This window comes from Leifsonia sp. NCR5 (genome assembly GCF_002105485.1).
Taxonomy (GTDB): domain Bacteria; phylum Actinomycetota; class Actinomycetes; order Actinomycetales; family Microbacteriaceae; genus Leifsonia.
The window spans coordinates 89,989-114,719 of record NZ_NCSR01000002.1 but is presented as its reverse complement, the minus strand read 5'-3'; the positions used below and the strand labels follow the sequence as shown (position 1 = coordinate 114,719).

25 protein-coding genes and 3 tRNA genes are annotated in these 24,731 nt (G+C 68.4%); 21 read left to right on the top strand and 7 right to left on the bottom strand.

What is annotated here, in order from left to right:
* Positions 1 to 106 precede the first annotated feature (106 nt).
* The 3 genes from B7438_RS02575 to B7438_RS02565 all read left to right on the top strand — a co-directional run bounded on the left by B7438_RS02575 (position 107) and on the right by B7438_RS02565 (position 398).
* A tRNA-Gly gene (locus tag B7438_RS02575) sits at positions 107 to 179 on the top strand.
* Between the two features lie 53 nt (positions 180 to 232).
* Positions 233 to 306, top strand: a tRNA-Cys gene (locus B7438_RS02570).
* A 20-nt stretch (positions 307 to 326) separates the two neighbouring features.
* A tRNA-Val gene (locus B7438_RS02565) sits at positions 327 to 398 on the top strand.
* Positions 399 to 489: 91 nt separating this feature from the next.
* Here B7438_RS02565 and B7438_RS02560 read toward each other — a convergent pair.
* Entirely contained in the window at positions 490 to 1,566 is a 1,077-nt protein-coding gene (locus B7438_RS02560; RefSeq protein WP_085367781.1) for a zinc-binding dehydrogenase, read from the bottom strand.
* A gap of 68 nt (positions 1,567 to 1,634) precedes the next feature.
* Between B7438_RS02560 and B7438_RS02555 the strand changes: the two genes are divergently transcribed.
* The 3 genes from B7438_RS02555 (at position 1,635) to B7438_RS02545 (ending at position 3,621) form a co-directional block, all read left to right on the top strand.
* Positions 1,635 to 2,468, top strand: a complete 834-nt coding sequence (locus B7438_RS02555; RefSeq protein ID WP_085367780.1) for a helix-turn-helix transcriptional regulator — start codon at positions 1,635 to 1,637, stop codon at positions 2,466 to 2,468.
* 66 nt (positions 2,469 to 2,534) lie between these two features.
* On the top strand, positions 2,535 to 3,185 hold the full coding sequence (locus B7438_RS02550) for an MBL fold metallo-hydrolase (RefSeq protein ID WP_085367779.1): 651 nt from the start codon (positions 2,535 to 2,537) through the stop codon (positions 3,183 to 3,185).
* 22 nt (positions 3,186 to 3,207) lie between these two features.
* The gene (locus tag B7438_RS02545) at positions 3,208 to 3,621 is read left to right on the top strand and encodes a MarR family winged helix-turn-helix transcriptional regulator (protein WP_085368092.1); all 414 of its coding nucleotides are present in this window, start codon (positions 3,208 to 3,210) and stop codon (positions 3,619 to 3,621) included.
* A gap of 58 nt (positions 3,622 to 3,679) precedes the next feature.
* On the opposite strand, the gene B7438_RS02540 is transcribed toward B7438_RS02545, so the two are convergent.
* A complete protein-coding gene (locus tag B7438_RS02540; RefSeq protein WP_085367778.1) occupies positions 3,680 to 4,066 on the bottom strand; it encodes a hypothetical protein in 387 nt (128 codons plus the stop codon).
* Positions 4,067 to 4,188: 122 nt separating this feature from the next.
* Between B7438_RS02540 and B7438_RS02535 the strand changes: the two genes are divergently transcribed.
* The 3 genes from B7438_RS02535 (at position 4,189) to B7438_RS02525 (ending at position 7,140) form a co-directional block, all read left to right on the top strand.
* Positions 4,189 to 4,449, top strand: a complete 261-nt coding sequence (locus tag B7438_RS02535) for a hypothetical protein (RefSeq protein ID WP_256921836.1) — start codon at positions 4,189 to 4,191, stop codon at positions 4,447 to 4,449.
* A gap of 73 nt (positions 4,450 to 4,522) precedes the next feature.
* Positions 4,523 to 6,505 carry a threonine--tRNA ligase gene (gene thrS / locus B7438_RS02530; RefSeq protein ID WP_085367776.1) on the top strand — a complete coding sequence of 661 codons (1,983 nt, stop codon included), beginning with the start codon at positions 4,523 to 4,525 and terminating at the stop codon, positions 6,503 to 6,505.
* On the top strand, positions 6,493 to 7,140 hold the full coding sequence (locus B7438_RS02525; RefSeq protein ID WP_085367775.1) for an HIT domain-containing protein: 648 nt from the start codon (positions 6,493 to 6,495) through the stop codon (positions 7,138 to 7,140). Before thrS ends, B7438_RS02525 begins: the two co-directional genes overlap by 13 nt.
* Before the next feature lie 252 nt (positions 7,141 to 7,392).
* Here the strand turns inward: B7438_RS02525 and pdxY are convergent, their stop codons facing one another.
* Together pdxY and B7438_RS02515 are read right to left on the bottom strand one after the other, a co-directional pair.
* Positions 7,393 to 8,244, bottom strand: coding sequence for a pyridoxal kinase PdxY (gene pdxY, locus B7438_RS02520; protein WP_085367774.1), 852 nt, complete (start codon positions 8,242 to 8,244; stop codon positions 7,393 to 7,395).
* Positions 8,245 to 8,292: 48 nt separating this feature from the next.
* The gene (locus tag B7438_RS02515) at positions 8,293 to 9,600 is read right to left on the bottom strand and encodes an aminotransferase class I/II-fold pyridoxal phosphate-dependent enzyme (protein WP_085367773.1); all 1,308 of its coding nucleotides are present in this window, start codon (positions 9,598 to 9,600) and stop codon (positions 8,293 to 8,295) included.
* 87 nt (positions 9,601 to 9,687) lie between these two features.
* Between B7438_RS02515 and pdxS the strand changes: the two genes are divergently transcribed.
* From pdxS to B7438_RS02460, 11 genes are all read left to right on the top strand, one after another.
* Entirely contained in the window at positions 9,688 to 10,590 is a 903-nt protein-coding gene (gene pdxS / locus B7438_RS02510; protein ID WP_085367772.1) for a pyridoxal 5'-phosphate synthase lyase subunit PdxS, read from the top strand.
* Complete coding sequence (gene pdxT, locus B7438_RS02505; RefSeq protein WP_085367771.1) at positions 10,591 to 11,205, top strand: pyridoxal 5'-phosphate synthase glutaminase subunit PdxT; 615 nt, start codon at positions 10,591 to 10,593, stop codon at positions 11,203 to 11,205.
* A 109-nt stretch (positions 11,206 to 11,314) separates the two neighbouring features.
* Positions 11,315 to 12,076, top strand: a complete 762-nt coding sequence (locus B7438_RS02500) for a YebC/PmpR family DNA-binding transcriptional regulator (protein ID WP_085367770.1) — start codon at positions 11,315 to 11,317, stop codon at positions 12,074 to 12,076.
* Between the two features lie 15 nt (positions 12,077 to 12,091).
* Entirely contained in the window at positions 12,092 to 12,685 is a 594-nt protein-coding gene (gene ruvC, locus B7438_RS02495; protein WP_179150707.1) for a crossover junction endodeoxyribonuclease RuvC, read from the top strand.
* Entirely contained in the window at positions 12,682 to 13,329 is a 648-nt protein-coding gene (ruvA, locus tag B7438_RS02490) for a Holliday junction branch migration protein RuvA (RefSeq protein ID WP_085367768.1), read from the top strand. The genes ruvC and ruvA overlap by 4 nt, the downstream gene beginning before the upstream one ends.
* On the top strand, positions 13,326 to 14,366 hold the full coding sequence (ruvB, locus tag B7438_RS02485; RefSeq protein WP_085367767.1) for a Holliday junction branch migration DNA helicase RuvB: 1,041 nt from the start codon (positions 13,326 to 13,328) through the stop codon (positions 14,364 to 14,366). Before ruvA ends, ruvB begins: the two co-directional genes overlap by 4 nt.
* An 84-nt stretch (positions 14,367 to 14,450) precedes the next feature.
* Positions 14,451 to 14,831: a preprotein translocase subunit YajC gene (gene yajC, locus B7438_RS02480; protein WP_247597077.1), complete on the top strand. Its 381-nt coding sequence runs from the start codon at positions 14,451 to 14,453 to the stop codon at positions 14,829 to 14,831.
* 69 nt (positions 14,832 to 14,900) lie between these two features.
* Entirely contained in the window at positions 14,901 to 16,646 is a 1,746-nt protein-coding gene (secD, locus tag B7438_RS02475) for a protein translocase subunit SecD (RefSeq protein WP_085367765.1), read from the top strand.
* Positions 16,646 to 17,665, top strand: coding sequence for a protein translocase subunit SecF (gene secF, locus B7438_RS02470; protein ID WP_085367764.1), 1,020 nt, complete (start codon positions 16,646 to 16,648; stop codon positions 17,663 to 17,665). Before secD ends, secF begins: the two co-directional genes overlap by 1 nt.
* 9 nt (positions 17,666 to 17,674) lie before the next feature.
* On the top strand, positions 17,675 to 18,028 hold the full coding sequence (locus tag B7438_RS02465) for a rhodanese-like domain-containing protein (protein ID WP_085367763.1): 354 nt from the start codon (positions 17,675 to 17,677) through the stop codon (positions 18,026 to 18,028).
* Between the two features lie 69 nt (positions 18,029 to 18,097).
* Positions 18,098 to 20,350 carry a bifunctional (p)ppGpp synthetase/guanosine-3',5'-bis(diphosphate) 3'-pyrophosphohydrolase gene (locus B7438_RS02460; RefSeq protein WP_085367762.1) on the top strand — a complete coding sequence of 751 codons (2,253 nt, stop codon included), beginning with the start codon at positions 18,098 to 18,100 and terminating at the stop codon, positions 20,348 to 20,350.
* On the opposite strand, the gene B7438_RS02455 is transcribed toward B7438_RS02460, so the two are convergent.
* The 3 genes from B7438_RS02455 to B7438_RS02445 form a co-directional block, all read right to left on the bottom strand.
* Positions 20,337 to 20,948, bottom strand: a complete 612-nt coding sequence (locus B7438_RS02455) for a type IV toxin-antitoxin system AbiEi family antitoxin (protein ID WP_085367761.1) — start codon at positions 20,946 to 20,948, stop codon at positions 20,337 to 20,339. The two genes, B7438_RS02460 and B7438_RS02455, sit on opposite strands and share 14 nt — an antisense overlap.
* An 86-nt stretch (positions 20,949 to 21,034) precedes the next feature.
* Complete coding sequence (locus B7438_RS02450) at positions 21,035 to 22,264, bottom strand: DUF349 domain-containing protein (protein ID WP_085367760.1); 1,230 nt, start codon at positions 22,262 to 22,264, stop codon at positions 21,035 to 21,037.
* 106 nt (positions 22,265 to 22,370) lie between these two features.
* The gene (locus tag B7438_RS02445) at positions 22,371 to 23,144 is read right to left on the bottom strand and encodes a peptidylprolyl isomerase (protein ID WP_085367759.1); all 774 of its coding nucleotides are present in this window, start codon (positions 23,142 to 23,144) and stop codon (positions 22,371 to 22,373) included.
* A gap of 171 nt (positions 23,145 to 23,315) precedes the next feature.
* Between B7438_RS02445 and B7438_RS02440 the strand changes: the two genes are divergently transcribed.
* Positions 23,316 to 24,656 carry a replication-associated recombination protein A gene (locus B7438_RS02440; RefSeq protein ID WP_085367758.1) on the top strand — a complete coding sequence of 447 codons (1,341 nt, stop codon included), beginning with the start codon at positions 23,316 to 23,318 and terminating at the stop codon, positions 24,654 to 24,656.
* The last annotated feature ends 75 nt before the right edge of the window (positions 24,657 to 24,731 follow it).

Here is a 24,731-nt window from a genome sequence, read left to right as displayed (position 1 = left end):
CGGCGCACATCCGGCACGCGACACACCCGGCTGCATGACCCGGTTTGGTTTTCCGCGTCGGCATCGGCTAAAGTCATTCAAGTGCCGCAGAGATGCGGAACGAAATGCGGATGTAGCGCAGTTGGTAGCGCATCACCTTGCCAAGGTGAGGGTCGCGAGTTCGAATCTCGTCATCCGCTCGAGTCAGCCCGACCGAAAGGTCGGGCTTCTCACAACGGTGGTGAACCCAAACGGTGGATTGGCCGAGAGGCGAGGCAGCGGCCTGCAAAGCCGTATACACGGGTTCGAATCCCGTATCCACCTCCAACCTGGAACCATCCAGGCTTGGGCGATTGGCGCAGCGGTAGCGCGCTTCCCTGACACGGAAGAGGTCACTGGTTCGATCCCAGTATCGCCCACACAGAGAAGGCACCACACGAAGAAACCCTTGGGAAACCGAGGGTTTTGCCGTTTCCGCGGGACGACGCATCGGCGCTCTGGCGGCACCGGTCACGGGCGGAGCGCGACGAAGCTGAGGCCGGAGGTCTGCTCGGCGCGATCGAGTACGGTCGCGGGATCGTCGAGTGTGGCGGGGACGACGTCCACCCCTCGGAGGTCCAACACCCCGGAACTGATCTGTCGCCAGACGGCGTACGCGGTCTCGCTCGCCGCCATCCACGACCCCCGCAGGGTGATCCGTCGCCGCATCACCTCGTTGTAGACGATCGGGAGATCCTGCTGCACCCCGCCGAGCAACACCATCGCGCCATCCAGGCCGAGTGCGTCGAAGCCGGCCATCGTGAGGTCGGCAGTCGGCGTCGGTCCGAGCGCGTCAAGGGTGACGTCTGCTTCCCCGCCGAGAGCTGCGACGATGGCCTCGGCGTCGGCGCGGCGGTTCCCGACGGATCGCACCGGCTGTACGCGGGGGTCGAGCGCTGCCAGCCGGTCCAGGGCGGCGGTGTTGCGCCCGACAGCGGCGACGCTGCCGGCTCCGCGGGCGAGGGCGAGGAGGACGGCCGCACCACCCATCCGGCCGCTTCCGCCGATCACGGCCACGCGACCGCCGGGGGCAAGCTCGCTCTTTTCCACTGCCGAAGCGGCAACGGTCAGCCACGGAAGGAACGCCAGCCGGTCGAAGTCGCCGTACTCGTCGGCTCCCGGGAGCGCCACGAGCGTCGAGCCCGGCATCAGGGCCCGCTCCGCGAACGTACCGGTCCGCCACACCGCGCGCATCGCGTCGGTCGCGGGGGTCTGAACACCGCGCCCGCCGATGCCCGTCCAGCCGAGGAGGACCTCCTCCGGATGGGCGATCCGGCCCGTGGAGAGGAAGCCCGTGCAGAGCGCGATGTCGCCCGGGCGGACGGTGTGGACATCCTCCGCGACGGCTTCCACGCGGCCGATGCCGCCGATGCCGAGGACCGTCGGCGTCGCGATGCCGCCGCGGGTGCCCTCGGTCAGGGCGCGTGTGTAACCGGGGACCTGGACCGCCAGCATCCGCAGGATGGCTCCGCCGCTGCGCAATCGAGGGTCCGCCACCTCCTGGAGGCGCACACCGGAACCGGGCTCGTCGAGAATCCATGCCTTCATGCCCCCAGTCTTCGGCGTTCCAGCACTGCTAACCAGATCCGCTTCATGCTGGTATTAGTTGTGTTGGTATGACGATCACCTTTACCGACCCGAACATCCAGCGCCGACGGGAGCTCGGCGCTTTCCTGCGGTCGCGGCGCGAACGCACGTCACCGCAGCAGGTCGGTCTGCCCGGTTCCTCTCGACGGCGCACCCCTGGCCTGCGCCGGGAGGAGCTTGCCGCCGTGGCGGGAATCAGCGTGACCTGGTACACCTTCCTCGAACAGGGGCGGGATGTGAACCCGTCGGAGCAGGTGCTCGGCGCGATCGCGGAGGCACTCGGGCTCGACGATGCCGAACGCAGCTACGTGCTTGCCCTCTCCTCGGACGTGCCCGCCCTCCAGGAGGGCGACGACCGCAGCGTCGCCCCGGAGGTCGCGGACGTGCTGCGCATGGTGGAGCCCAACCCCGCGTACGTGACGGGGAGCGCGTTCGAGCTGCTCGCCTGGAACGAATCGGCCGCTGACCTGTTCCGGGATGCCACCACCGCGCCCGACCCCAACCTCGTCCTCTGGGTGTTCCTGGCGCCCGCGGCCCGAGATGCGCTCTGCGATTGGAGCGGGATCGCCCAGGGGGTGCTCGCCCGCTTCCGCACCAGCGCCGGGCGGCATCCGGGATCAGCCACGCTCGCGCGCGTCCAGAGCGAGCTCCTCGACGCGAGCCCCGAAGCCCGGGAATGGTGGCCCCGCTACGACATCGGCGAAAATCGCGCCGGAGCGAAACGCGTGCGCACGCTCTCCGGACAGATCCTGCTGCTCAGCTACGCCTCGTTCCGGGTGGCGGACCGTCCGGACCAGGTCCTCACGATCCACCGTCCGATCGAGGCGGCGGGAGTGCCGGAGGGCGGTCGCGCGGGGTCCTGAGGGAATACAACAGTGTTGTATATTTAGATGGACACAACCGACGTGCACATCTGAAAGGTCGCCACCGTGGAACTCACCAGGCACGCCCATGCCACCGTCGTCATCGAGCAGGACGAAACCGTCGTGCTCGTCGATCCGGGTGTCTTCACTCCCAATGCTCGCGAGTTGCTCGCCGGCGCGACCGCGGTGCTCGTCACTCACGATCACTTCGATCACTTCGACCTCGATGCTGTGCGGGATGCGTTGGCGGCCGTTCCAGGACTCGTTCTCTACGGACCGGGTTCGGTGGTGGACGCGCTCGTGACCGCCGGCCTGGGGAAGGCGCAGCTCGTGCGCGTTGAGGACGGCGATGCCTGGGCCGTCGGAGATATCTCCGTTCGTGCATTCGGTGGCGATCATGCGCTCATCAACCCGCGCATCCCGGTGCCGCACAATGTCGGCTACCTGATCGGTGAGGTTGTCTTCCATCCCGGGGATTCATATGCCGTTCCGCCCTTTGCGGTCCACACCCTGCTTGTGCCGGTCAGCGGCCCCTGGGTCAAGATCGGCGAAGCGATCGACTTCATCGCGGCGGTGAGTCCCACGCAGACCGTGCTCGTGCACGACATCATGCTCTCCGAGATCGGCAGGGGGTCGGCGTCGACGTTTCTCGGCGCAGACGGAGTGACCGGGGTATCGCTCGTTGCACTTCGCCCGGGCGAATCAGCCGCGCTCTGACGCGTTGAATGGGAGGGTGACCATGTCTTATCTCGACCTCGCAGAGGACCTCCGGCTCGCCGTCGGTGAGTTCGTCCGCGCCACGCGCGCCGAAACCGATGTTCTTCCTCGCGTCAAGGCCGACTCTCTGAGCCAACTGGAGAGGAGGGGCCCGCAGACCATCGCGCAACTCGCTGCTGCCCGCGGCGTCCGGCATCAGGGCATGAGCAGGGCGGTCGCCGAACTCGAATCGCACGGGCTCGTCCACCGGATGCGCAATCCCGCCGATGCACGCGGGTGGGTCATCTCCCTGAGCGAACGAGGTCAGGCGGCCCTCGAGGCCGACCGGACGGCTCGGCGGGACACCGTCGCGCGCGGCATCGAGGACCGGCTCGACGCGAACGAGCGCGCACTGCTCGCGCAGGTTCCTGCCTTGCTGCGCAAGCTCGGATCCTGACTCCCGCGGTGGGCCTCTCCGCCAGAAGCGCGACCTCCCGCAACCACGAGCAGTGCGATCACCGTGACGACGAACCCTCCGAGTGCGACCAGCCCGTCGGCCCCCGCCACACTCCTCGCGCGAGCAGACCGGCGCCGATCAGGATGGCGCCGTACACGCCGGCCGTGCTGTCGGCGCTGCCACTGTGTGTCGTGACGGTCCCGCTGCCATCGGCACGCCGCCACTCGCACGCGCGGCCCAGCGGCCATCCGCTGAGGCTCTGATTCACGACGTCGCCGCCCTCGCTGATGACCGCGAGGGGTGAGGACGGACCTTCCTGCCGGCAGGTGTTGGTCGTCGCAGACGCGATCATACTGAAGCCTGCATACAGGCCGTACGCCACCATCAGTGCACCGGCGACGGTGAACGCGGCACGAAGGCCCCGCCTCTGAGACCGTGTGTGCATCTTCCCCCTCCCTGCCAGTCTTCGCGGCCACGCGCCAATGCGCATCATCCGCTGGGATGGTTCACGGGTTCATCGCAGCAGGCCGAAGGGGTACGTTGTCCGTGATGATTGAAATGCAGACAATGGTCCGAACGACCGTAGCGATCAATGGCACCGGCTATTTCCTGGCGCAGGGCCAGGATATTGAGGACCTGCAGAGTCGGATCGAGGCGGCCGCTGCGTCGTCCGGACGGTTCGTCAGCTTCACCGTGGTCGGCAATCGAGCGGTGAGTGTGCTCATCACCCCGCGGAGCCAGGTGGTGATCTCCGTCGAGACCGTCCAGTTCGACCCGCGCGACACCGGCGACGACGAGGAGCCGTTCGGGGGCCTCTTCGACTTCTGACGGGAAAAGCCACCCACCCCGCGCGCACTAAGCTTGAACGGTTCCGATTCAATCGATCCAAGGAGTGGAAAAGGTGGCTGACGGCTTCGAGCTCTTCACCGACCGTTCCGTTGTCGCGATGCGCGTCAACGGCGAGCTGAAAGATCTCGCAACGCAGGTCACGACCACGGACACCGTCGAACCGGTGACCATCGACTCCTCGGATGGACTGAACATCCTGCGGCACTCGACCGCGCACGTTCTCGCGCAGGCCGTTCAGGCGATCAACCCGGAGGCGAAGCTCGGCATCGGGCCGCCCATCACCGACGGGTTCTACTACGACTTCGACGTCGCAGAGTCTTTCACCCCGGAAGACCTCAAGGCGCTCGACAAGGAGATGTCGCGCATCGTGCGCGCCGGCCAGCGTTTCGTGCGCAGGGTCGTCACCGACGACGAGGCGCGCGCAGAGCTCGCGAACGAGCCGTACAAGCTGGAACTCATCGGGCTCAAGGGCGGCGTCGTCCACGGAGACACCGCGGCGTTCGACGAGAGCGAGTCCGTCGAGGTCGGCGGTGCAGAGCTCACCATCTACGACAACGTCGACCCGAAGACGGGGGAGACGGTCTGGAAGGACCTCTGCCGCGGCCCCCACCTGCCCAACACCCGGATGATCGGGAACGGCTGGTCGCTCACCCGCGTCGCGGCGGCGTACTGGCGCGGCAACGAGAAGAACAAGCAGCTGCAGCGCGTCTACGGCACGGCCTGGCCGACCAAGGACGAGCTGCGCGCATACCAGACCCGCATGGAGGAGGCCGCCAAGCGCGACCACCGCAAGCTCGGCTCAGAGCTGGACCTGTTCAGCTTCCCGGAGGAGATCGGCTCCGGATTGGCGGTGTTCCACCCCAAGGGCGGCATCATCCGCAACGAGATCGAGAACTTCATGCGCGAGCGCCTGATCGCGAACGACTACGAGCTCGTCAACACCCCGCACATCACCAAGGGCCGGCTGTACGAAATCAGCCAGCACCTCAACTGGTACAAGGACGGGATGTTCCCCGCCATGCACCTGGACGAAGAGGTGGATGCGGAGGGTCACGTCACCCGCCAGGGCCAGGACTACTACCTCAAGCCCATGAACTGCCCGATGCACAACCTGATCTACCGGGCGCGCGGGCGCAGCTACCGTGAGCTTCCGCTGCGGCTGGCGGAGTTCGGCACCGTGTACCGCTACGAGAAGAGCGGCACGCTGTCCGGCCTGACTCGTGTGCGCGGCCTCACCCAGGACGACGCGCACATCTACGTCACCGACGAGCAGATCAAGGACGAGGTCGCGCGCCAGCTCGAATTCGTGCTCGAAACCCTGCGCGGCTACGGCCTCACCGACTTCTACCTCGAACTCTCCACGAAGGACCCGGACAAGTACGTCGGCTCCGACGAGAGCTGGGAGCAGGCGACCGAGACGCTGCGGCAGGTCGCGGTGGAGTCCGGTCTCGAACTCGTCGCCGACCCAGGTGGAGCGGCGTTCTACGGCCCCAAGATCTCGGTGCAGGCACGGGATGCGATCGGCCGCACCTGGCAGCTGTCCACCGTCCAGCTCGACTTCAACCAGCCCGAGCTGTTCGAGCTGGAGTACACGGCGGCCGACGGAACGCGCAAGCAGCCGGCGATGATCCACCGCGCGCTGCTCGGGTCGATCGAGCGGTTCTTCGCGATCCTGCTGGAGCACTACGCCGGGGCGTTCCCGGTGTGGCTGTCCCCGGTGCAGGTCGTCGGCATCCCGGTCGCCGACCAGTTCGGCCCGTTCCTCGACGACGTGATCTCCCGCCTCAAGGCGAAGGGCGTCCGTGCAGAGGTCGACCACTCCGACGACCGGATGCAGAAGAAGATCCGCACGCACACCAAGGCGAAGGTGCCGTTCCAGCTCATCGTCGGCGAGGAGGACGCGTCGGCCGGCACGGTCAGCTTCCGCTTCCGCGACGGCACGCAGCGCAACGGCGTGACGGTCGACGAGGCGATCGAGCGGATCGTCTCCGCGATCGAGAAGCACGAGCAGGTCGACACGGCATGGCTCGACTGAGCCTCGACGACTACGCGGACGCCTCCGGAGCGGACGGGACTCCCGCCGCATCCGGAGCGGACGCCGCCGCAGCATCCGGGGGAGCCGGGGGAGCCGGGGACGTCCGCATCGACGACCCCGGCTACCTCGTCGGCGTTCCCGACGAGTTCCAGCGCCTCTGGACACCGCACAGGATGGTCTACATCCAGAACGGCCAGCAGCCGGGCGCGGACGACTGCCCGTTCTGCGTCGCGCCCAGCATGAGCGACGAGGATGCGCTGATCGTGGCGCGCGGGACGCACGCGTACGCGCTGCTCAACCTGTTCCCGTACAACAGCGGCCACCTGCTGGTCTGCCCGTACCGCCACATCGCCACCTACGACGAGGCGACGCCGGAGGAGGTCGCCGAGATCGGCAGCATCACCCAGACGGCGATGCGGGTCATCCGGCAGGTGTCCAAGAACGACGGCTTCAACATCGGCATGAACCAGGGCGCCATCGCCGGCGCGGGGATCGCCGCGCACCTGCACCAGCACATCGTGCCGCGGTGGGCTCAGGATGCGAACTTCCTGCCCATCATCGCGAAGACGAAGGCGCTGCCGCAGCTGCTCGGCGACGTCCGCGCAGCCATCGCGGACGCCTGGCCGAAGGACTGACCGGCCGCCCCGCCGACCCGGCCCCGCCGTTCCCCGCTCCAGCGGAGTCCGGCGTGTTTCCGGCCACGTTCTCCGCTCAGCCGGAGAACGCGACGGCGCCGCCGCTGAACTCCGCTCCAACGCCGTTCTCCGTTCCAGCGGAGCGCGCGGCGGACTCGCCGCGCCGAACTCCGTTCGGACGGAGCATCTGGCGGCGAGCGGCGCGATCTCCGCGTCAACGGAGTCCGGCCGACGCTCGGGATGCGGCCCCGTTCAGCGCACCTGGCGCACGGCGAACTGCTCGCGCGGGTGGGCGTAGAACTCCTGCGACTCGACGAGCTGCAGCTCCCGCTCCCCGGACTCGAGCGTCCTGCTCAGCAGGTCGTAGACGCTCGACACCGTCTTGCGGAGCGCGGACTCCGCACTGCCGTCGCGCAGGTAGTGCGCCGTGAACAGGGCGGCCGTGACATCGCCGGAGCCGTTCGCCTTCATCGGCAGCCGCGGGGTCTGCACGATCCAGGCGCCGCTGCCGTCGACGGCGAGCATCTCGATGGTGTCCGGCTCGGCGTCCGGGCGTTCGACGCTCGTGACCAGCACGGTGCCCGGGCCCATCGCGCGCGCAGCATCCACCGACTCCAGGGTGGACTCGAGCGTGTCCGGCGATGTGCCGGTGAGGAACCCGAGCTCGAACTGGTTCGGCGTGATGATGTCGGCGACCGGAACCACCCTGTCGCGCAGCAGGTCCGGGATGGCCGGGGCGACGAAGCATCCGGACTTCGCATTGCCCATCACCGGGTCGCAGGCGTAGACCGCATCCGGGTTGGCGGCCTTGACCCGCGCGACCGCGTCGATGATCACGTCGCCGATGCCCTCGCCGCCCTGGTATCCGGACAGCACGGCGTCGATCTGCCCGAGCACGCCGCGCTCCTCGATGCCGGTGATGACCTCGCGCACATCCTCCGGGGCGATCAGCGGCCCGCGCCAGGCGCCGTAACCGGTGTGGTTGGAGAAGTTCACCGTGTAGACGGGGAGCACCTCCACCCCGATGCGCTGGAGCGGGAAGACGGCTGCGGAGTTGCCGACGTGGCCGTACGCCACCGCGGACTGGATGGAGAGGATCTTCATCCCTCGATCCTCTCATCCCTTCGGGTGGCGCTCATCCCGCTGCGGTGTTCAGCGGGCGGCGTCGGCCAGGTCGTCGGCCAGCCGCAGCGTCTCGTCCTCGGTGAGGTCGTGGACGGTGAGCCGTAGGTGGTGGGAGGGCGCAGCACGCTCGGTGAGCAGGAACTCGTCGCCGGTGCGTGCCAGCCAGCCGCGCCGCATGAGACGTTCGGCGACCGTCTTCGCCTCGATCGGCAGCTCGACCCAGAGGTTGAGGCCGTCGCCCGCCTCGGTCGGGAGTCCGCGCTCGCCCAGCAGTGCCGCGAACGCCGCGTTGCGCTCCGCGTAGTGGCGCCCGGCCTCCGCGATCTGCACCTGTACGGCCTCGTCGGTGAGCTGCGCGAGCACGAGGCGCTGCAGCAGGTGGCTCACCCAGGTGGTGCCCGGACTGAGCCGCAGGGCGAGGCGTTCGGCGGTCTCCGGGTCGGTCGCCGCGATGGCGAGGCACATGTCGGGGCCGAGGAACTTCGAGACGGAGCGGACGAGCGCGAACCGGCGGTGGGCCGGGCCGATCAACGTCTCGTACGGACGCTGCGACAGCATCGAGAAGTGGTCGTCCTCGATGACAAGGACGTATGGATGCTCGGCGAGCAGCTCGCGCAGGGCGGCGGCCCTCCGCGGCGTGAGGGTCGAGCCGGTCGGGTTCTGGGCGCGCGGGGTGCAGATGATCGCGCGCACGCCGGCGTCGAGGGCGTCCTTCAGACCGGCGACGGTCATCCCCTCCGCGTCGACGGGGACGGGGACCGCCCGGTAGCCGCCGAGCCGCACCGTGTGGATGCTCGCCAGGAAGCACGGGTCTTCGAGCGCGACGGCGTCGTCGCGGAGCAGGGCCTGGGCGAGCAGGCGCTCGACGGCGTCGACGGCGCCGCTGGTGACGGTGATCCGGAGGTCGACGCCGGGAAGGTCGGCGGCCGCCCAGTCGCGGGCGTGGCGTTCGAGGGCGGGGTCGATCACCGGCTCGCCGTAGAGCACGGGCCGGCCGGCCGCGCGGGCGAGCGCTCTGCTCGGGTCCGGGATGCGGCGGGTGTCCGGGTTGCCCGTGCCGATGTCGCGCAGCACCGTGTCGGCCGCGTAGCCCTCCTGGGCGACGGCCTCGTGCCCGGCGACGACCGTGCCGGCCCTGCCGCGCGCGACGACGACGCCGGCCTGGGCGAGCATCCGGTATGCGGCGACGGCCGTGTTGCGGTTCACGCCGAGCAGGGCGGCGAGCTCGCGGACAGGGGGGAGTGCGTCCCCGGTGCGGAGTTCGCCGCGCTCGTGCAGTCCGCGCACGCTGTCCGCGATCTCCGCGGCCGTCGTGCCTGTGATGATCTGTTCCATGACGCTCCCGAGTTTAGCGAGCGCGAGGCCGGGTGCTATCGTTTGGCATAGGTCAAAGATGAATTAGTTCCAGACGAGAGGACCACGATGGCTGACACCGAACAGAGCGCCGCCACCGGATCGAACCGGGTCAAGCGAGGCCTGGCAGAGATGCTGAAGGGCGGCGTCATCATGGACGTCGTCACCCCCGAGCAGGCGCGCATCGCCGAGGACGCCGGCGCCGTCGCCGTCATGGCACTCGAGCGCGTTCCCGCCGACATCCGCGCCCAGGGCGGCGTCGCCAGGATGAGCGACCCCGACCTGATCGAGGCCATCATCGCCGAGGTGTCCATCCCGGTCATGGCGAAGGCCCGCATCGGCCACTTCGTCGAGGCGCAGGTGCTCGAGGCGCTCGACGTCGACTACATCGACGAGTCCGAGGTGCTCTCGCCCGCCGACTACGTCAACCACATCGACAAGTGGGGCTTCACCGTCCCCTTCGTCTGCGGTGCGACCAACCTGGGTGAGGCGCTGCGCCGCATCAACGAGGGTGCGGCGATGATCCGCTCCAAGGGCGAGGCGGGCACCGGAGACGTTTCCGAGGCGACCAAGCACATCCGCAAGATCAAGTCGGAGATCGCCGCTCTCAGCGCGATGAGCAAAGACGAGCTGTACGTCGCGGCCAAGGAGCTGCAGGCGCCGTACGACCTCGTGGCCGAGATCGCGGAGACCGGCTCGCTCCCCGTCGTGCTGTTCACGGCCGGTGGCGTCGCGACTCCCGCGGACGCCGCGATGATGATGCAGCTCGGCGCGGACGGCGTGTTCGTCGGCTCCGGCATCTTCAAGTCGGGCAACCCCGAGCAGCGCGCCGCGGCGATCGTGAAGGCCACCACCTTCTACGACGACCCCAAGGTCATCGCCGAGGTGTCCCGCGGACTCGGCGAGGCGATGGTCGGCATCAACGTCGCCGACCTCGCAGCACCGCACCGTCTCGCCGAGCGCGGCTGGTAAGTGACGGCGGAATCGACGGCGCCGGTCGGCGTCCTGGCCCTGCAGGGAGACTTCCGCGAGCACATCGCGGTCCTGCGCGGGCTGGGCGCCGACGCGGTGCCGGTGCGCAGACCCGCCGAACTGGCGGAGGTGGCCGGGCTGGTCATCCCCGGCGGCGAGTCCAGCGTGATGGACAAGCTGTCCCGCACCTTCGGGATGGCCGAACCTTTGAAGCAGGCGATCGCGAGCGGGCTGCCGGTGTACGGCACCTGCGCCGGGCTCATCATGCTGGCCGACCGTGTGCTCGACGGCATCCGCGGCCAGGAGAGCCTCGGCGGGCTGGATGTGTCCGTGCGGCGGAACGCGTTCGGCTCGCAGCTCGACTCGTTCGAGACCGACCTGCGCATCCCGGCGGTCGGCGAGGAGCCGATGCACGCCGTGTTCATCCGGGCGCCGATCGTGGAGAGCGTCGGCGAGAAGGCGACGCCGCTCGCGCAACTGGACGACGGGCGTGTCGTCGCCGTGCGGCAGGGCAACCTGATCGGCACGTCGTTCCACCCGGAGATCACCGGGGACACGCGGTTCCACGAGTACTTCCTCGGGCTGGTCCGCGAGCGCGCGGAGAGCGCGGCCTAAGCGTCCCACTGGCACGCGGCGTCGCGCATCCACGGGCGTCGTGCGGGGAAGTGGGGCCCGGCGCGTCCTACAATGGTCAGGATCTTTAGACGTAACTGAGGGAGCACCAGTGTCCGGGCATTCCAAGTGGGCAACGACCAAGCACAAGAAGGCGGTCATCGACCAGCGCCGCGCCAAGTCGTTCGCCAAGCTGATCAAGAACATCGAGGTCGCGGCCAAGATGGGCGGCGCCGACCTGTCCGGCAACCCCACCCTGGTCGACGCCATCCAGAAGGCGAAGAAGACCTCGGTCCCCAACGACAACATCGACCGCGCCGTCAAGCGCGGTGCCGGACTCACCGGTGAGTCCATCGACTACGCGACGATCATGTACGAGGGATACGGTCCCAACGGCATCGCCCTCCTCATCGAGTGTCTGACAGACAACAAGAACCGCGCGGCCGCCGAGGTCCGCACGGCGATGACGCGCAACGGCGGCACTATGGCCGACCCGGGCAGCGTCGCGTACAACTTCCACCGCAAGGGCGTCATCGTCGTCCCGCACGCGGACGGCCTGACGGAGGACGACGTGCTCACGGCGGTCCTCGACGCCGGTGCGGAAGAGGTCACCGACCGCGGTGAGTCGTTCGAGGTGCAGACGGAGGCGACCGACCTGGTCGCCGCCCGCACCGCCCTGCAGGACGCGGGGATCGACTACGACTCCGCCGACGTCGAGTTCGTCGCGAGCCTCAACATCGAGGCGGACGCGGAGACCGCCCGCAAGGTGTTCCGCCTGATCGACGCGCTCGAAGACTCGGACGACGTGCAGAACGTCTACACCAACCTCGACCTCACCGCCGAGGTCCAGGCCGAGCTCGGCGAAGACGAGTAGCGACAGGCCATGTCGGTGCGCGTACTCGGCATCGACCCCGGTCTGACCCGCTGCGGCGTCGGGATCGTGGATGTGCGACCCGACCGCACGGCGACGCTCGTCGAGGTGGTCGTGGTGCGCACTCCGCCGACGATGCCGCTCGAACAGCGACTGCTCGCCGTCGGAGACGAATTGGAACGGCTCTTCGACGCCCATCGTCCGGCGGCGGTCGCCATCGAGCGCGTCTTCGCGCAGCAGAACCTGCACACGGTGATGGGGGTCGCCCAGGTGAGCGGAGTCGCGCTGCACGCCGCTGCGAAGCGCGGGCTGCCCGTCGCGCTGCACACCCCGTCCGAGGTGAAGGCCGCTGTGACCGGATACGGTTCGGCGGACAAACGGCAGGTGCAGACGATGGTCGCGCGCATCCTGGGCCTGGCGGAGGTGCCGAAACCGGCCGACGCCGCCGACGCGCTCGCCATCGCGATCTGCCACGCCTGGCGCGGCGCCCCCGCAGCACCGGCATCGGCCGGAGCAGTGGATGCGCGGTCGCTGACCCCCGCGCAGGCCGCGTGGCGCGCCGCGGAACGCTCCACCCGGGCGTCGGCGGTGCCCCGTAGGCTGGCCAAGTGATTTCCTCCCTCCGCGGCGCGGTGCTCCAAGCGGCAGGCGGCTCGGCCGTGATCGAGGTCGGCGGTGTCGGGTTCTCCGTGCAGCTGACTCCCGACCACGTGCTGTCCCTGCGCGTCGGAGACGAAGCGTTCGTGTACACCTCCCTCATCGTCCGCGAGGACGCCCTGCAGCTCTTCGGCTTCGCCGATGTCGAGCAGTTGCAGGTCTTCGAACTCCTGACGAGCGTGTCCGGCGTCGGTCCGAAGTCCGCCATCGGCGTGCTGTCCGTGCTCGCCCCCGACCAGATCGCCGAGGCGGTCGCCGCCGATGACGACGCGCCGTTCCGCAAGGTGTCCGGCATCGGCCCGAAGACGGCGAAGCTGATCGTCGTGCAGCTCGCAGGCAAGCTCGCCGTGACCCGCAGGGCTCCTGTCGCCGTGAGCAAGCCGGGCGCTCCGTCGTCGGTGGGGGACAGTGTGTTGGTGGCGCTGGTCGGTCTCGGCTGGCCCGAGAAGGTGGCGGCGGAAGCGGTGGCCGAGGTCGTCGCCGACACGGACGAGAAGCTGCGTGACAGCGTGCAGACCCTGCTTCGGCTCACCCTGGCGCGACTCGGGCCCGCGGCGCAGACCGGTGCATCGTCGCAGCGAGGGCAGGTGGCCCGATGAGCGACGACGACCTCACGACCCCCGAACTCGAGTCGGAGTCCGAGCTCGCCTTCGAGGGAGCGCTCCGCCCGCGCTCGCTGGCCGAGTTCGTCGGCCAGGCCAAGGTGCGCGGTCAGCTTCAGCTGCTGCTCACCGCGGCGAAGATGCAGGACCGCACGGCGGACCACATCCTGCTCGCCGGTCCTCCCGGACTCGGAAAGACCACGCTCGCGATGATCGTGGCGCACGAGAGCGAGCGTCCGCTCCGGTTGTCGAGCGGCCCGGCCATCCAGCACGCCGGCGACCTCGCGGCGCTGCTGTCGTCGCTGACGCCGGGGGAGGTGCTCTTCATCGACGAGATCCACCGCATGGCGCGCTCCGCCGAGGAGATGCTCTACCTCGCGATGGAGGACTTCCGGATCGACATCATGGTCGGCAAGGGAGCGGGCGCCACGTCCATCCCGCTCGACCTCGCGCCGTTCACCCTGGTCGGGGCGACGACGCGGTCCGGGCTTCTCCCGAACCCGCTGCGCGACCGCTTCGGCTTCACGGCCCACCTCGAGTTCTACGACGAGGCGGAGCTGACCCAGGTGCTCACCCGCGCGGCGGTCATGCTCGACTTCCAGGTCGACAAGGCCGCTCTCGCCGAGATCGCCGGCCGGTGCCGCGGAACGCCGCGGATCGCCAACCGCCTGCTGCGGCGCGTGCGCGACTACGCGCTCGTGCACGGCGGAGAGGCCGATGTCGCCGCCGTCCGCGCAGCGCTCGACCTCTACGACGTGGATGCGCTCGGTCTCGACCGCCTCGACCGCGCGGTCCTCACCGCCATCCTCGAACGTTTCGAGGGCGGTCCGGTCGGCCTGAACACCCTCGCGGTCTCCGTCGGAGAGGAGGCTGAGACGATCGAATCGGTCGTCGAGCCCTTCCTGGTGCGGATCGGACTGCTCTCGCGCACCCCCAGAGGGCGGGTGGCGACCCCCGCTGCGTGGCGTCACTTCGGGCTCCCCGGCCCCAAGCTAGGACTCTCACAGCAACCATCACTGATAGATGACATATAATTCAAGCTGGCCTCTCGGCCACTCCCACAAACCCCACCGGAAGGTTTGGCAGATTTCATGCCCATTGACCCGTTAACCATTGTGATGGTCGTCATCTTGGCGGCCCTCATCTTCTTCATGTTCCGCAACAGCCGCAAGCGCCAGAAAGAGCAGGCTGAGACGCGCTCGAAGATGGTCCCTGGCGCAGAGGTCATGACCAACTTCGGCCTGTACGGCACGCTTCTCTCCGTCAACGAAGACGACAACACGGCCCTCGTCGAGACCAGCCCTGGCACCGTCCTCAAGGTGCACCGCCAGGTGCTCGCCCGCGTCGTCGAGCCGACGACCCCGGAGCCGGCAGCGGCCGACGTGGTCTCGTCCGAGCCGCAGCTCAACGAAGACAACGCCATCCCCCTGTCCGAGCCCGAGTTCGGCGAGCGTCTCGACGACGCTTCGAAGAAGCCCGGCTCGAAGAGCGACGACTGATCCGTTAATCCCTTTGTGCGACGGCGCCGGTGCCGGCGTCGTCGCGCGCGTAGAAAGCTGAGTACCTAGGTGGCAAAGTCGACCCCGGTCAAGAAAGCCTGGCGTTCGTTGAGTTGGCTTGGCGCCATCGTGGTGGTTCTCCTCGGAGTCCTCACGGCCGGTGTCATCTGGGGAAATGCCACCTGGCTGCCCAAGCTCGCCCTCGACCTCGAGGGTGGAACGCAGATCATCCTGGCCCCGCAGGTGGAGAACGGTCAGACCGTCCAGCAGCAGCAGCTGGACCAGGCCGTCTCGATCATCCGCCAGCGCATCGACGCCTCCGGCGTCTCGGAAGCGCAGATCTCCACAGAGGGATCGCGGAACATCGTCGTGTCCCTGCCCGGAACGCCGGACCAGGCGACACTCGACCGGGTGAAGGCCAGCGCGCGCCTCGACTTCCGTCCCGTCCTCGCCACCAGCGGGCCGACCAACGAGGTCGTCGGAGCTGACGGCAAGAGCACCCCTGCCCCGAGCCCGGCTCCCGGACTGCAGTCGACGCCGTCCACCAAGCCGACGAACGGCAGCGACCTGGCCTGGGTCACGCCGGAGCTGCAGGCGCAGTTCGACGCGTTCTCGTGCACCACGGCCAACCTGGAGAACGTCAACCAGGCGCCGACGGACAAGCCCCTCATCACCTGTGACGACGCCAAGACGGTCAAGTACCTCCTCGGCCCCGTCGAGGTGAAGGGCCAGGACATCAAAGACGCGAACAGCGGCCTCGCCCAGTCCTCCAGCGGTGTCAGCAACGGCCAGTGGGCTGTCAACATCATCTTCAACGACGCAGGCACCAAGGCGTTCGCGGATGTGACCACCCGCCTCAACGGACTGCAGGGCGCACAGAACCAGTTCGCGATCGTGCTCGACGGCAAGGTCATCTCGGCACCGACCACGAACGCGGTCATCACGGACGGCCGCCCGCAGATCACCGGTAACTTCACCGAGTCGACCGCCAAGGCGCTGGCCGACCAGCTGAAGTTCGGCGCCCTGCCGTTCAGCTTCAAGGTGCAGAGTCAGGACACCATCTCGGCCACCCTCGGATCGACTCAGCTGATGAGCGGTCTGATCGCCGGCGCGATCGGCCTCCTGCTCGTCGCCATCTACACGTTCTTCCAGTACCGTCTGCTCGGTTTCGTGACGATCATCTCGCTGGTGGTCGCCGCGGTGCTCACACTGCTGACGATCTCCCTGCTGTCGTGGCACTACGACTACCGACTGTCGTTGGCAGGTGTGGCGGGTCTGATCGTCGCCATCGGATTCACAGCCGACTCGTTCATCGTCTACTTCGAACGAATACGTGACGAGTTGCGCGACGGCAGAGGGCTCGAGTCCGCCGTCGAGGCGGGCTGGACCCGCGCCCGCCGCACGATCTACGCGTCGAAGGCCACCAACCTCCTGGCCGCCATCGTGCTCTACGTGCTCGCCGCGGCGAACGTCCGGGGCTTCGCGTTCACGCTCGGTCTCACGACCATCATCGACGTGATCGTGGTGCTGCTCTTCACGCACCCGACGCTGCAGCTGCTCGCGCGCACCAAGTTCTTCAGCACCGGTCACAAGGCCTCCGGTCTCGACCCGCAGGCCCTTGGCGCCGTGTACCGCGGCGCAGCCCAGTTCCGCAAGCCGACGGTCACCGTCAGCGCGGGCAAGGCAGCGTCGAGCAGCAAGGAGGCGGCTCGCCGCCAGACCATCGCCGAGCGCAAGGCTGCAGAGCTCGCCGGTGCTTCCGCGTCGTCGTCATCGACGTCCTCTGATCGCTCGACCGAGGGGAAGGACTCCTGATGGCCAGCCGACTCACCAAGTTCGGAAACGACCTCTACACCGGCGCACGCTCGTTCGACTTCGTCGGCAAGCGCAAGATCTGGTACGCCATCGCGGCAGCGATGGTCATCATCTCCATCCTGATCCCCGTGCTCAAGGGCGGCTTCAACTTCAGCATCGAGTTCCGCGGCGGTTCGCAGTTCACGGTGACGAACGTCGAGACCACCGACCAGGCGAAGGCCCAGGAGGCGCTCACCAGCGTCGTCCCGGACGCCGTGGCCCACGTGAGCTCCGTCGGCTCCGACGCCGTTCGCGTGCAGACGGACCAGCTCTCCGAAGCGCAGACCAAGCAGGTCGCCGACGCGCTGGCGAAGGCGTACGACGTTCCGGTCACCGAGGTGGCCTCCACGTTCATCGGCCCGTCGTGGGGCGCCGACGTCACGCAGCAGTCCATCCAGGGTCTCGTGGTGTTCCTGCTCCTCGCATTCATTGCGATGGCGCTGTACTTCCGCACCTGGAAGATGTCGGCGTCGGCCATCATCTCGCTGTTCCACGACCTCATCATCACGGCGGGCATCTACGCGCTCGTCGGGTTCGAGATCTCCCCGGCGACCATGATCGGCTTCCTGACCATCCTCGGATACTCGCTCTACGACACCGTCGTGGTGTTCGACAAGGTGCGCGAGAATACCAAGGAGGAGATGGACCTCACGAGACGCACGTTCGCGGAGTCGGTGAACCTCGCGGTGAACCAGACCCTGGTGCGCTCGATCAACACCGCCGTCGTCGCCGTGCTCCCCGTCGCCTCGATCCTCTTCATCGGTGCGTTCTGGCTCGGTGCAGACACGCTGCGCGACATTTCGCTCGCGCTGCTCATCGGCATCATCGTCGGCACGTACTCGACCATCTTCCTGGCCGCGCCGATGTACTCGCAGTTCCGCGAGGGCGAGGCAGCCGTGCGCAAGCACGACCAGAAGGTGCTCGCCATCCGTCCGAAGGCTGCTGTGCAGCCCGAAGCCGTGCCGGTCGCGGCGGAATAGCAGGAGAGCGTGAGCGGTTCTTATCTGTCGGAAGACGAGGTGAGCGCCGAGCGCGCGCACGAGCTCGTCGAGTCGGGTTCGGCCTGGCTGCTCGATGTCCGTGAGGCGCATGAGTGGGAGGCCGGGCACGCACCCGCCGCTCACCACATCCCGCTGTACGAGATCGAGTCGCGCCAGCACGAGCTGCCGGAGGATCAGCAGATCCTGGTGGTCTGCCTCTCCGGAGGCCGGTCGCGGCTCGCGACCGATGCGTTGAACCGTGCGGACTATCCGACGGCCAACGTCGCCGGCGGGATGTACGCCTGGCAGGCGAGCGGAGCGCCCGTGGTGCGCGACGACGGCTCGCCGGGGGCGGTCGCCTGACCGCCGGAATCCGCCCTGTGTCAGAACAGGGTGGGAGGACGGCGATAATGGACGACAGGAGGCGCGCACATGGTTGATACTTCGACACCACAGGCCGCTTCGCTGCGCCGTCTCGTTCCCCGCATCTTCTCCCGCGCTCAGCCCGCTGGCGCGGTCGACACCCTGATCCGCACGGTGCGCCTGCACCACCCGAAGGCCGACCTCTCGCTGATCGAGCGCGCGTACGCCGTGGCGGAGCGCGCCCACTCCGGCCAGAAGCGCCGGTCCGGCGAGCCGTACATAACGCATCCCGTCGCTGTCGCGCAGATCCTCGCCGACCTCGGCATCGGGGCCAAGACGATCGCCGCCGCGCTCCTGCACGACACGGTGGAAGACACCGAGTACACGCTCGACGAACTGCGGGATGCGTTCGGCGACGAGATCGCGATGCTGGTCGACGGCGTCACCAAGCTCGACAAGGTCAAGTACGGCGACAGCGCCCAGGCCGAGACGGTCCGCAAGATGATCGTGGCGATGTCGAAGGACATCCGCGTGCTGATCATCAAGCTGGCCGACCGCCTGCACAACGCGCGCACCTGGGGCTTCGTGCCCGCCGCCTCCGCGACCCGCAAGGCGACGGAGACGCTGGAGATCTATGCTCCGCTGGCGCACCGCCTCGGCATTCAGACGATCAAGTGGGAGCTCGAGGACCTGTCGTTCGCGGTGCTCTACCCGAAGCTGTACGCCGAGATCGAGAGCTTGGTGCGTCAGCGCACGCCGGAGCGCGAGCGCCTGGTGCAGCAGGTCATCGACGCGATCAACGACGACCTGAAGGCCGCCAAGATCCGCGGCAAGGTCGTCGGCCGCCCGAAGCAGTACTACTCGATCTACCAGAAGATGGTGGTCAGGGGCCGCGAGTTCGACGAGATCTACGACCTGGTCGGCATCCGCATCCTGGTCAACTCGGTGCGCGACTGTTACGCGGTGCTCGGCCAGATCCACGCCAGGTGGACGCCGATGCCCGGCCGGTTCAAGGACTACATCGCCACCCCCAAGTTCAACCTGTATCAGTCGCTGCACACCACGGTCGTCGGTCCGGAGGGCCGTCCCGTGGAGATCCAGATCCGCACGGAGGAGATGCACCAGCGCGCGGAGCTCGGTGTGGCTGCGCACTGGAAGTACAAGGAACAGACCACCGGCAAGAGCGCCGGGGGGCCGGCCCGCTCGGAGACCGACCTCGCCTGGCTCGCCCACATCTCGGACTGGCAGGCGGAGACCGCGGACCCGAGCGAGTTCCTCGACTCCCTGCGCTTCGAGATCGGCGCCAAAGAGGTCTACGTCTTCACGCCCAAGGGTCGCGTGATCGGCCTGCCGGCCGGTGCGACCCCCGTGGACTTCGCGTACGCCGTGCACACCGAGGTCGGCCACCGCACGATGGGGGCGAAGGTCAACGGCCGCCTGGTGCCGCTGGAGAGCTCGCTGACGACCGGCGATGTGGTCGAGGTCTTCACCTCGAAGAACCCCGACTCCGGTCCGAGCCAGGACTGGCTGAACTTCGTCAAGAGCCCTCGGGCGCGGAACAAGATCCGTCAGTGGTTCACCAAGGAGCGCCGCGACGAGGCGATCGAGCAGGGCAAGGACGCGATCGCGCGCGCCATGCGCAAGCAGAACCTGCCCCTGCAGAAGCTGATGTCGCAGGACTCGCTGATCGAGGTGGCCTCGCTGCTCAAGTACGACGACGTCTCGTCGCTGTACGCGGCCGTCGGCGAGGGGCACGTCTCCACGCAGTCGGTGATCGAGAAGATCGTCGCCTCCGTGCAGACCGAGGCGGAGTCCGACGCCGGTGACATCGACCTGCCCGTCAAGGGGCGTTCGCGGAAGCTGCGCGACAGCGACTCGGGCGTTCTCGTGCGCGGCGCACCGGACATCCTGGTCAAGCTGGCCAAGTGCTGCACCCCGGTGCCCGGCGATCCCATCGTCGGATTCATCACCAGGGGAGCCGGTGTCTCGGTGCACCAGTCGAACTGCCACAACGTGCAGTCGCTGATGCAGGAACCCGACCGCATGATCGACGTGGAGTGGGCGCCGAGCTCGAAGAGCGTGTTCCTGGTGCAGATCCAGGTCGAGGCGCTCGACCGGTCCGGTCTGCTCTCCGATGTGACGCGCGTGCTGTCCGAGCATCATGTGAACATCCTTTCTGCGACGGTGACGACGTCGAGCAACCGCCTCGCGCTCAGCAGGTTCGTGTTCGAGATGGGTGACACCACCCACCTCGACCGGGTGCTGAACGCCGTGCGACGGATCGACGCCGTCTACGACGTCTACCGGGTCAGCGCGGGCTGACCGCGAGACGCGGAGCTGTCTGGGCACGGCGCCGAGGCCGGACCGCGAACTCGGCCAGGGCGGTGAGGCGGTCGACGCGCGCCAGGGAGCGGCGGGCGCCCCAGCGCGGTGATGCGCGCATCCGGGAGCGGAGGGCGGCCACGGAGACGCCGGAGATGCCGAGCAGGTGGCGCACCTGCGCTGCGGTGTCTGGCGGGAACCGTCCGTCGGCGCAGATCAGGTCGAGCGCCGTGCGCTCCGGTGACGTGACCCGCGCAGCGCCGACGCGCTCAACGTCGCCGCGCGCGAACGTCGACTGCCTGCTGTCGAATTCCGTCGGGATGCGCCCTCCGCGGTTGCGCGTGTCGACGCACACCTGCAGGCGGGCGGGCGGAGAGGCGCGCGCCCCGTGGATCCACGCCGCCGTGCCCCTGTCGGCGATCACGTACGGCGGGGCTTGCGCGGTGAACGCGTGGGCGCGCAGCTCCGCGGACTCCGGAGTGTCGAGCGTGGCGAACGAATCGCCCACCCGGTAGAGCTGGCCGTCGAGGCAGAGCGCCATCAGTTCGGCGAGAGGGAGGACGTCGGGACCGAGGAGGCGGGGGAGGAGTGCTGTCATGCATCCACTGTGCGGTGGGGGGACGCGGAAAAGACTCAGGCCGCCGAATCTGTGCAGATTCGGCGGCCTGTGAAGAACTCGGCGGATTAGCCGAGGGCGTCGAGCCAGATCTTCCTGGCGTCGAGCGCCTCCTGCGCTTCCTTCACCTTGCGTGCGTCGCCGCTCGCCTTCGCGTCGTCGAGCTCCTGCTCGAGCTTGGCGATGGCGGCGTTGAGCTGGCTCGCCAGACCCTCGGAGCGGGCCTTCTTCTCCGGGTTGTTCTTCTCCCAGTGCTCTTCGTCCAGCTTGCGGACGGCGGCCTCGACCTTGCGCAGACGGTCTTCGATCGGACGCACCTGCTCGCGCGGCACGCGGCCGATCTCGTCCCAGCGCTGCTGGATGGAGACCAGTGCGTTGCGGGCGGACTCGCGGTTCGTGGCCTTCAGCAGCGGCTCCGCCTCGTCGAGGAGGGCCAGCTTGAGCTGGAGGTTGGCTTCGTACTCGACGTTGTCGCGCGCATCCACTTCCGCCTTCGCGGAGTAGATGGCGTCGCCGGCCGCCTTGAAGCGCGCCCACAGCGCGTCGTCGTTGCGCTTGCCTGCACGACCGGCGAGCTTCCACTGGTCGAGCAGCTGGCGGTACTCCGGCACGCCGTCGGCACCGCGCGGGATGAGCGCCTCCGCCTGCTCGATGAGCGCCGTCTTGCGGGCACGCACGTCGCGGTGCTGGTTGTCCAGCTCGGCGAAGAAGGCCTTGCGGTTGTGCTCGATGGTGGAGCGGGCGGCGCGGAACCGCTTCCACAGCTCGTTGGCCTCATTCTTGGGGATGCGAGGACCGTCGTGCTGGTGGCTCTGCCAGCGGGCGAACAGTGCATCCAGTGCTGCCGTCGTCTGCTTCCACTGCGTACGGGCCGGATCTTCGGCGGCGAGGGCTTCTGCCTCCTCGACGATGGCGGTGCGCTCCGCGACGGCCTGCTCGATAGCGGCCTTGGCCTCTGCGGTCTGCTGCTCGGTGAGCTCTTCGACGGTGCCGCCGAGCGCATCCAGCCGGGTGGCGAGGGAGGCGAGGTCTCCGACGGCGTTCGCACCGTCGATGGTGGTGCGGAGGGTCGCGACGGCCTTGGCGATGTCGGAGGCCGGGGCTCCGCGACGGGCGCGCTGCTCGAGGAGCGTCACCTGACCGGCGAGGTCGGTGAACTTGCGCTCGAAGTACGCGAGCGCCTCCTCGGGAGTTCCGTCGGGGTACTGGCCGACGGCCCGCTCGCTCTCACCCTCGCGGACGAAGACGGTGCCGGTCTCATCGACACGACCCCACGGTTGCTGATCAGTTGTAGCCAAGAGCCTCACCTTGCTGATGTGCGGTGCGGGCGCAGAACGCCCCACGGTTGCGAAATAGCCTATTGCACGAGGGCGCGGCGTGCAGCCGTCGGCCCGACCTCGTGCGTCACTTCACGGTGAAGCTGTCGATCTTCGTGGCGACCGCCGGCTTTCCGTCGGATTGTCCGTTGGCCGTTCCCTTGTCGGCGACGTCCGAGATCAGGGTGTCGAGACCGCTCGTGACCTTGCCGATCACGGTGTATCCGCCCGCGCTGTCCGAGCCGATCGTCGTGTCCTTGTAGACGATGAAGAACTGGCTTCCCTGGCTGCTGGCGTTGTTGCTCTGCCTGGCCATCGCGATCGTGCCCGCCGGGTACTTGTCGTCCTTCGGCGCGTTCTCGATCGGGCCGTACGAGTATCCCGGGCCGCCGCTTCCGTCGCCCTTCGGGTCGCCGCACTGCAGCACGTAGAAGCCGCCGTTGGTGAGGCGGTGGCAGGTGAGGCCGTCGTAGAACTTCTTCTGGGTGAGCGCGATGGTCGACGAGACGGCCTGCGGCGCCTTCGCACCGTCGAGCTCGACGCCGAGCGGGATGCCGTTGATCGTCATCGTGCCGGTCCACGTGCGGTCCTCGGCGAGCGTCTTCGGCGGAAGCGTGAGGGCGGCGGAGGACGCGGACGGCGACGGGGAGCCGGAGGCGGTCGGCGTGCCGGGCTTCGCGAAGAAGAGGAGCTGCGTTCCGATGGCGAGGACGACGACGATCAGGACGGCGACGCCGGCGAGCCAGTTGTCCCTGACGCGCCGCTTGACCTTCTTCTCGTGGACGGTCTGCCGCGCCTGATACGCGCGCAACCGCTCCCGTGCCTGCCTGGCTTCGCGGTCGTTCTGCTTGTTTGGTGCCACGTGTGTCCTCCGGAGCGCGCCGTCGTGCGAAATACTCGACCCGTCGCGCAACGCCCGAGGATCAGGATGAACCCTATTGGACCCGCCTCTGAGCGGCAAAGTCGCCGCTCCCAGGTTCGGCGGCAGGGGAGCGGCAGCGGGAGTGTCGGTGGGAGCGACTAGCCTGGTCAGGTGGTCGACGTGCAACCTGGGCTCCGCACCGGAGCGACGCCTCTCGCTGTGCGGATGAGGCCGAAGTCGCTCGACGAGGTGGCCGGACAGAAGCACCTGCTGCGTCCAGGATCGCCGCTGGTCAGCCTCGCGTCGGACCAGAGCGGGGAGACCGGCTCGGTGTCCGTCATCCTCTGGGGTCCTCCCGGCACGGGCAAGACCACGCTGGCGCAGGCCATCGCGCACTCGTCCGGCCGCCGGTTCGTCGAGCTTTCCGCGGTGACAGCCGGGGTGAAGGACGTGCGCCTGGTGATGGACGAGGCGCTCTCCACCCGCGACCTCTACGGCGTCTCCACCGTGCTGTTCCTGGACGAGATCCACCGCTTCACCAAGGCGCAGCAGGATGCGCTGCTCCCGGGCGTCGAGAACGGCTGGGTCATCCTCGTGGCGGCCACGACCGAGAACCCGTCGTTCTCCGTCATCTCGCCGCTGCTGTCCCGTTCGCTCCTCCTGACTCTGGAGACTCTCAGCGACGACGACCTCGGTACGGTCATCGACAGGGCCGTCGCCGACGATCGCGGTCTCGGCGGGCACTACACGCTCGACGCGGAGGCGCGGGCGGCGATCGTCCGGCTGGCGTCGGGGGATGCGCGGCGCGCGCTCACCGCGCTCGAAGCCGCGTCCGTGAGCGCGGCGTCGTCGACCCCGGCCACGTCGAAGAAGAAGCCGGTGATCACGGCCGAACTCGTCGCCCAGGCGGTCGACAGGGCCCTGCTGCGCTACGACAGGAACGGCGACGAGCACTACGACGTGATCAGCGCGTTCATCAAGTCGGTGCGCGGTTCGGACGTCGACGCCTCCCTGCACTACCTCGCGCGCATGATCGAGGCGGGGGAGGACCCGCGCTTCATCGCCAGGCGCATCATCATCCTGGCGTCGGAGGACATCGGCCTGGCAGACCCGCAGGCGCTCGTGGTCGCGGTGGCGGCGGCGGACGCCGTGCAGCTGATCGGGATGCCGGAGGGGCGCATCCCGTTGGCGCAGGCCGTGGTGCACCTGGCGACGGCTCCGAAGTCCAACGCCGCGTACATGGCACTGGATGCGGCGATCGCCGACGTGCGCGCCGGCCGCATCGGGCGCGTGCCCAAGCATCTGCGCGACGCGCACTACCCGGGCGCGAAACGGCTCGGCCACGGCAAGGGATACAAGTACCCGCACGACGACGCCCTCGGCGTGCTGCAGCAGCAGTACCTCCCCGACGAACTCCGGGATGCGACGTACTACGCACCGACCGAACACGGCAACGAGCGGGACGTGTCCGCACGGCTGGCGAAGCTGCGCCGGATCGTGCGCGGGCGCTGACCCGCGATCTGCTAGACTTCTCTGGCCTAGAAGCGTGCTCGCGTGCGGCTGCGTCGAGCAACGTCTTCGACGGGA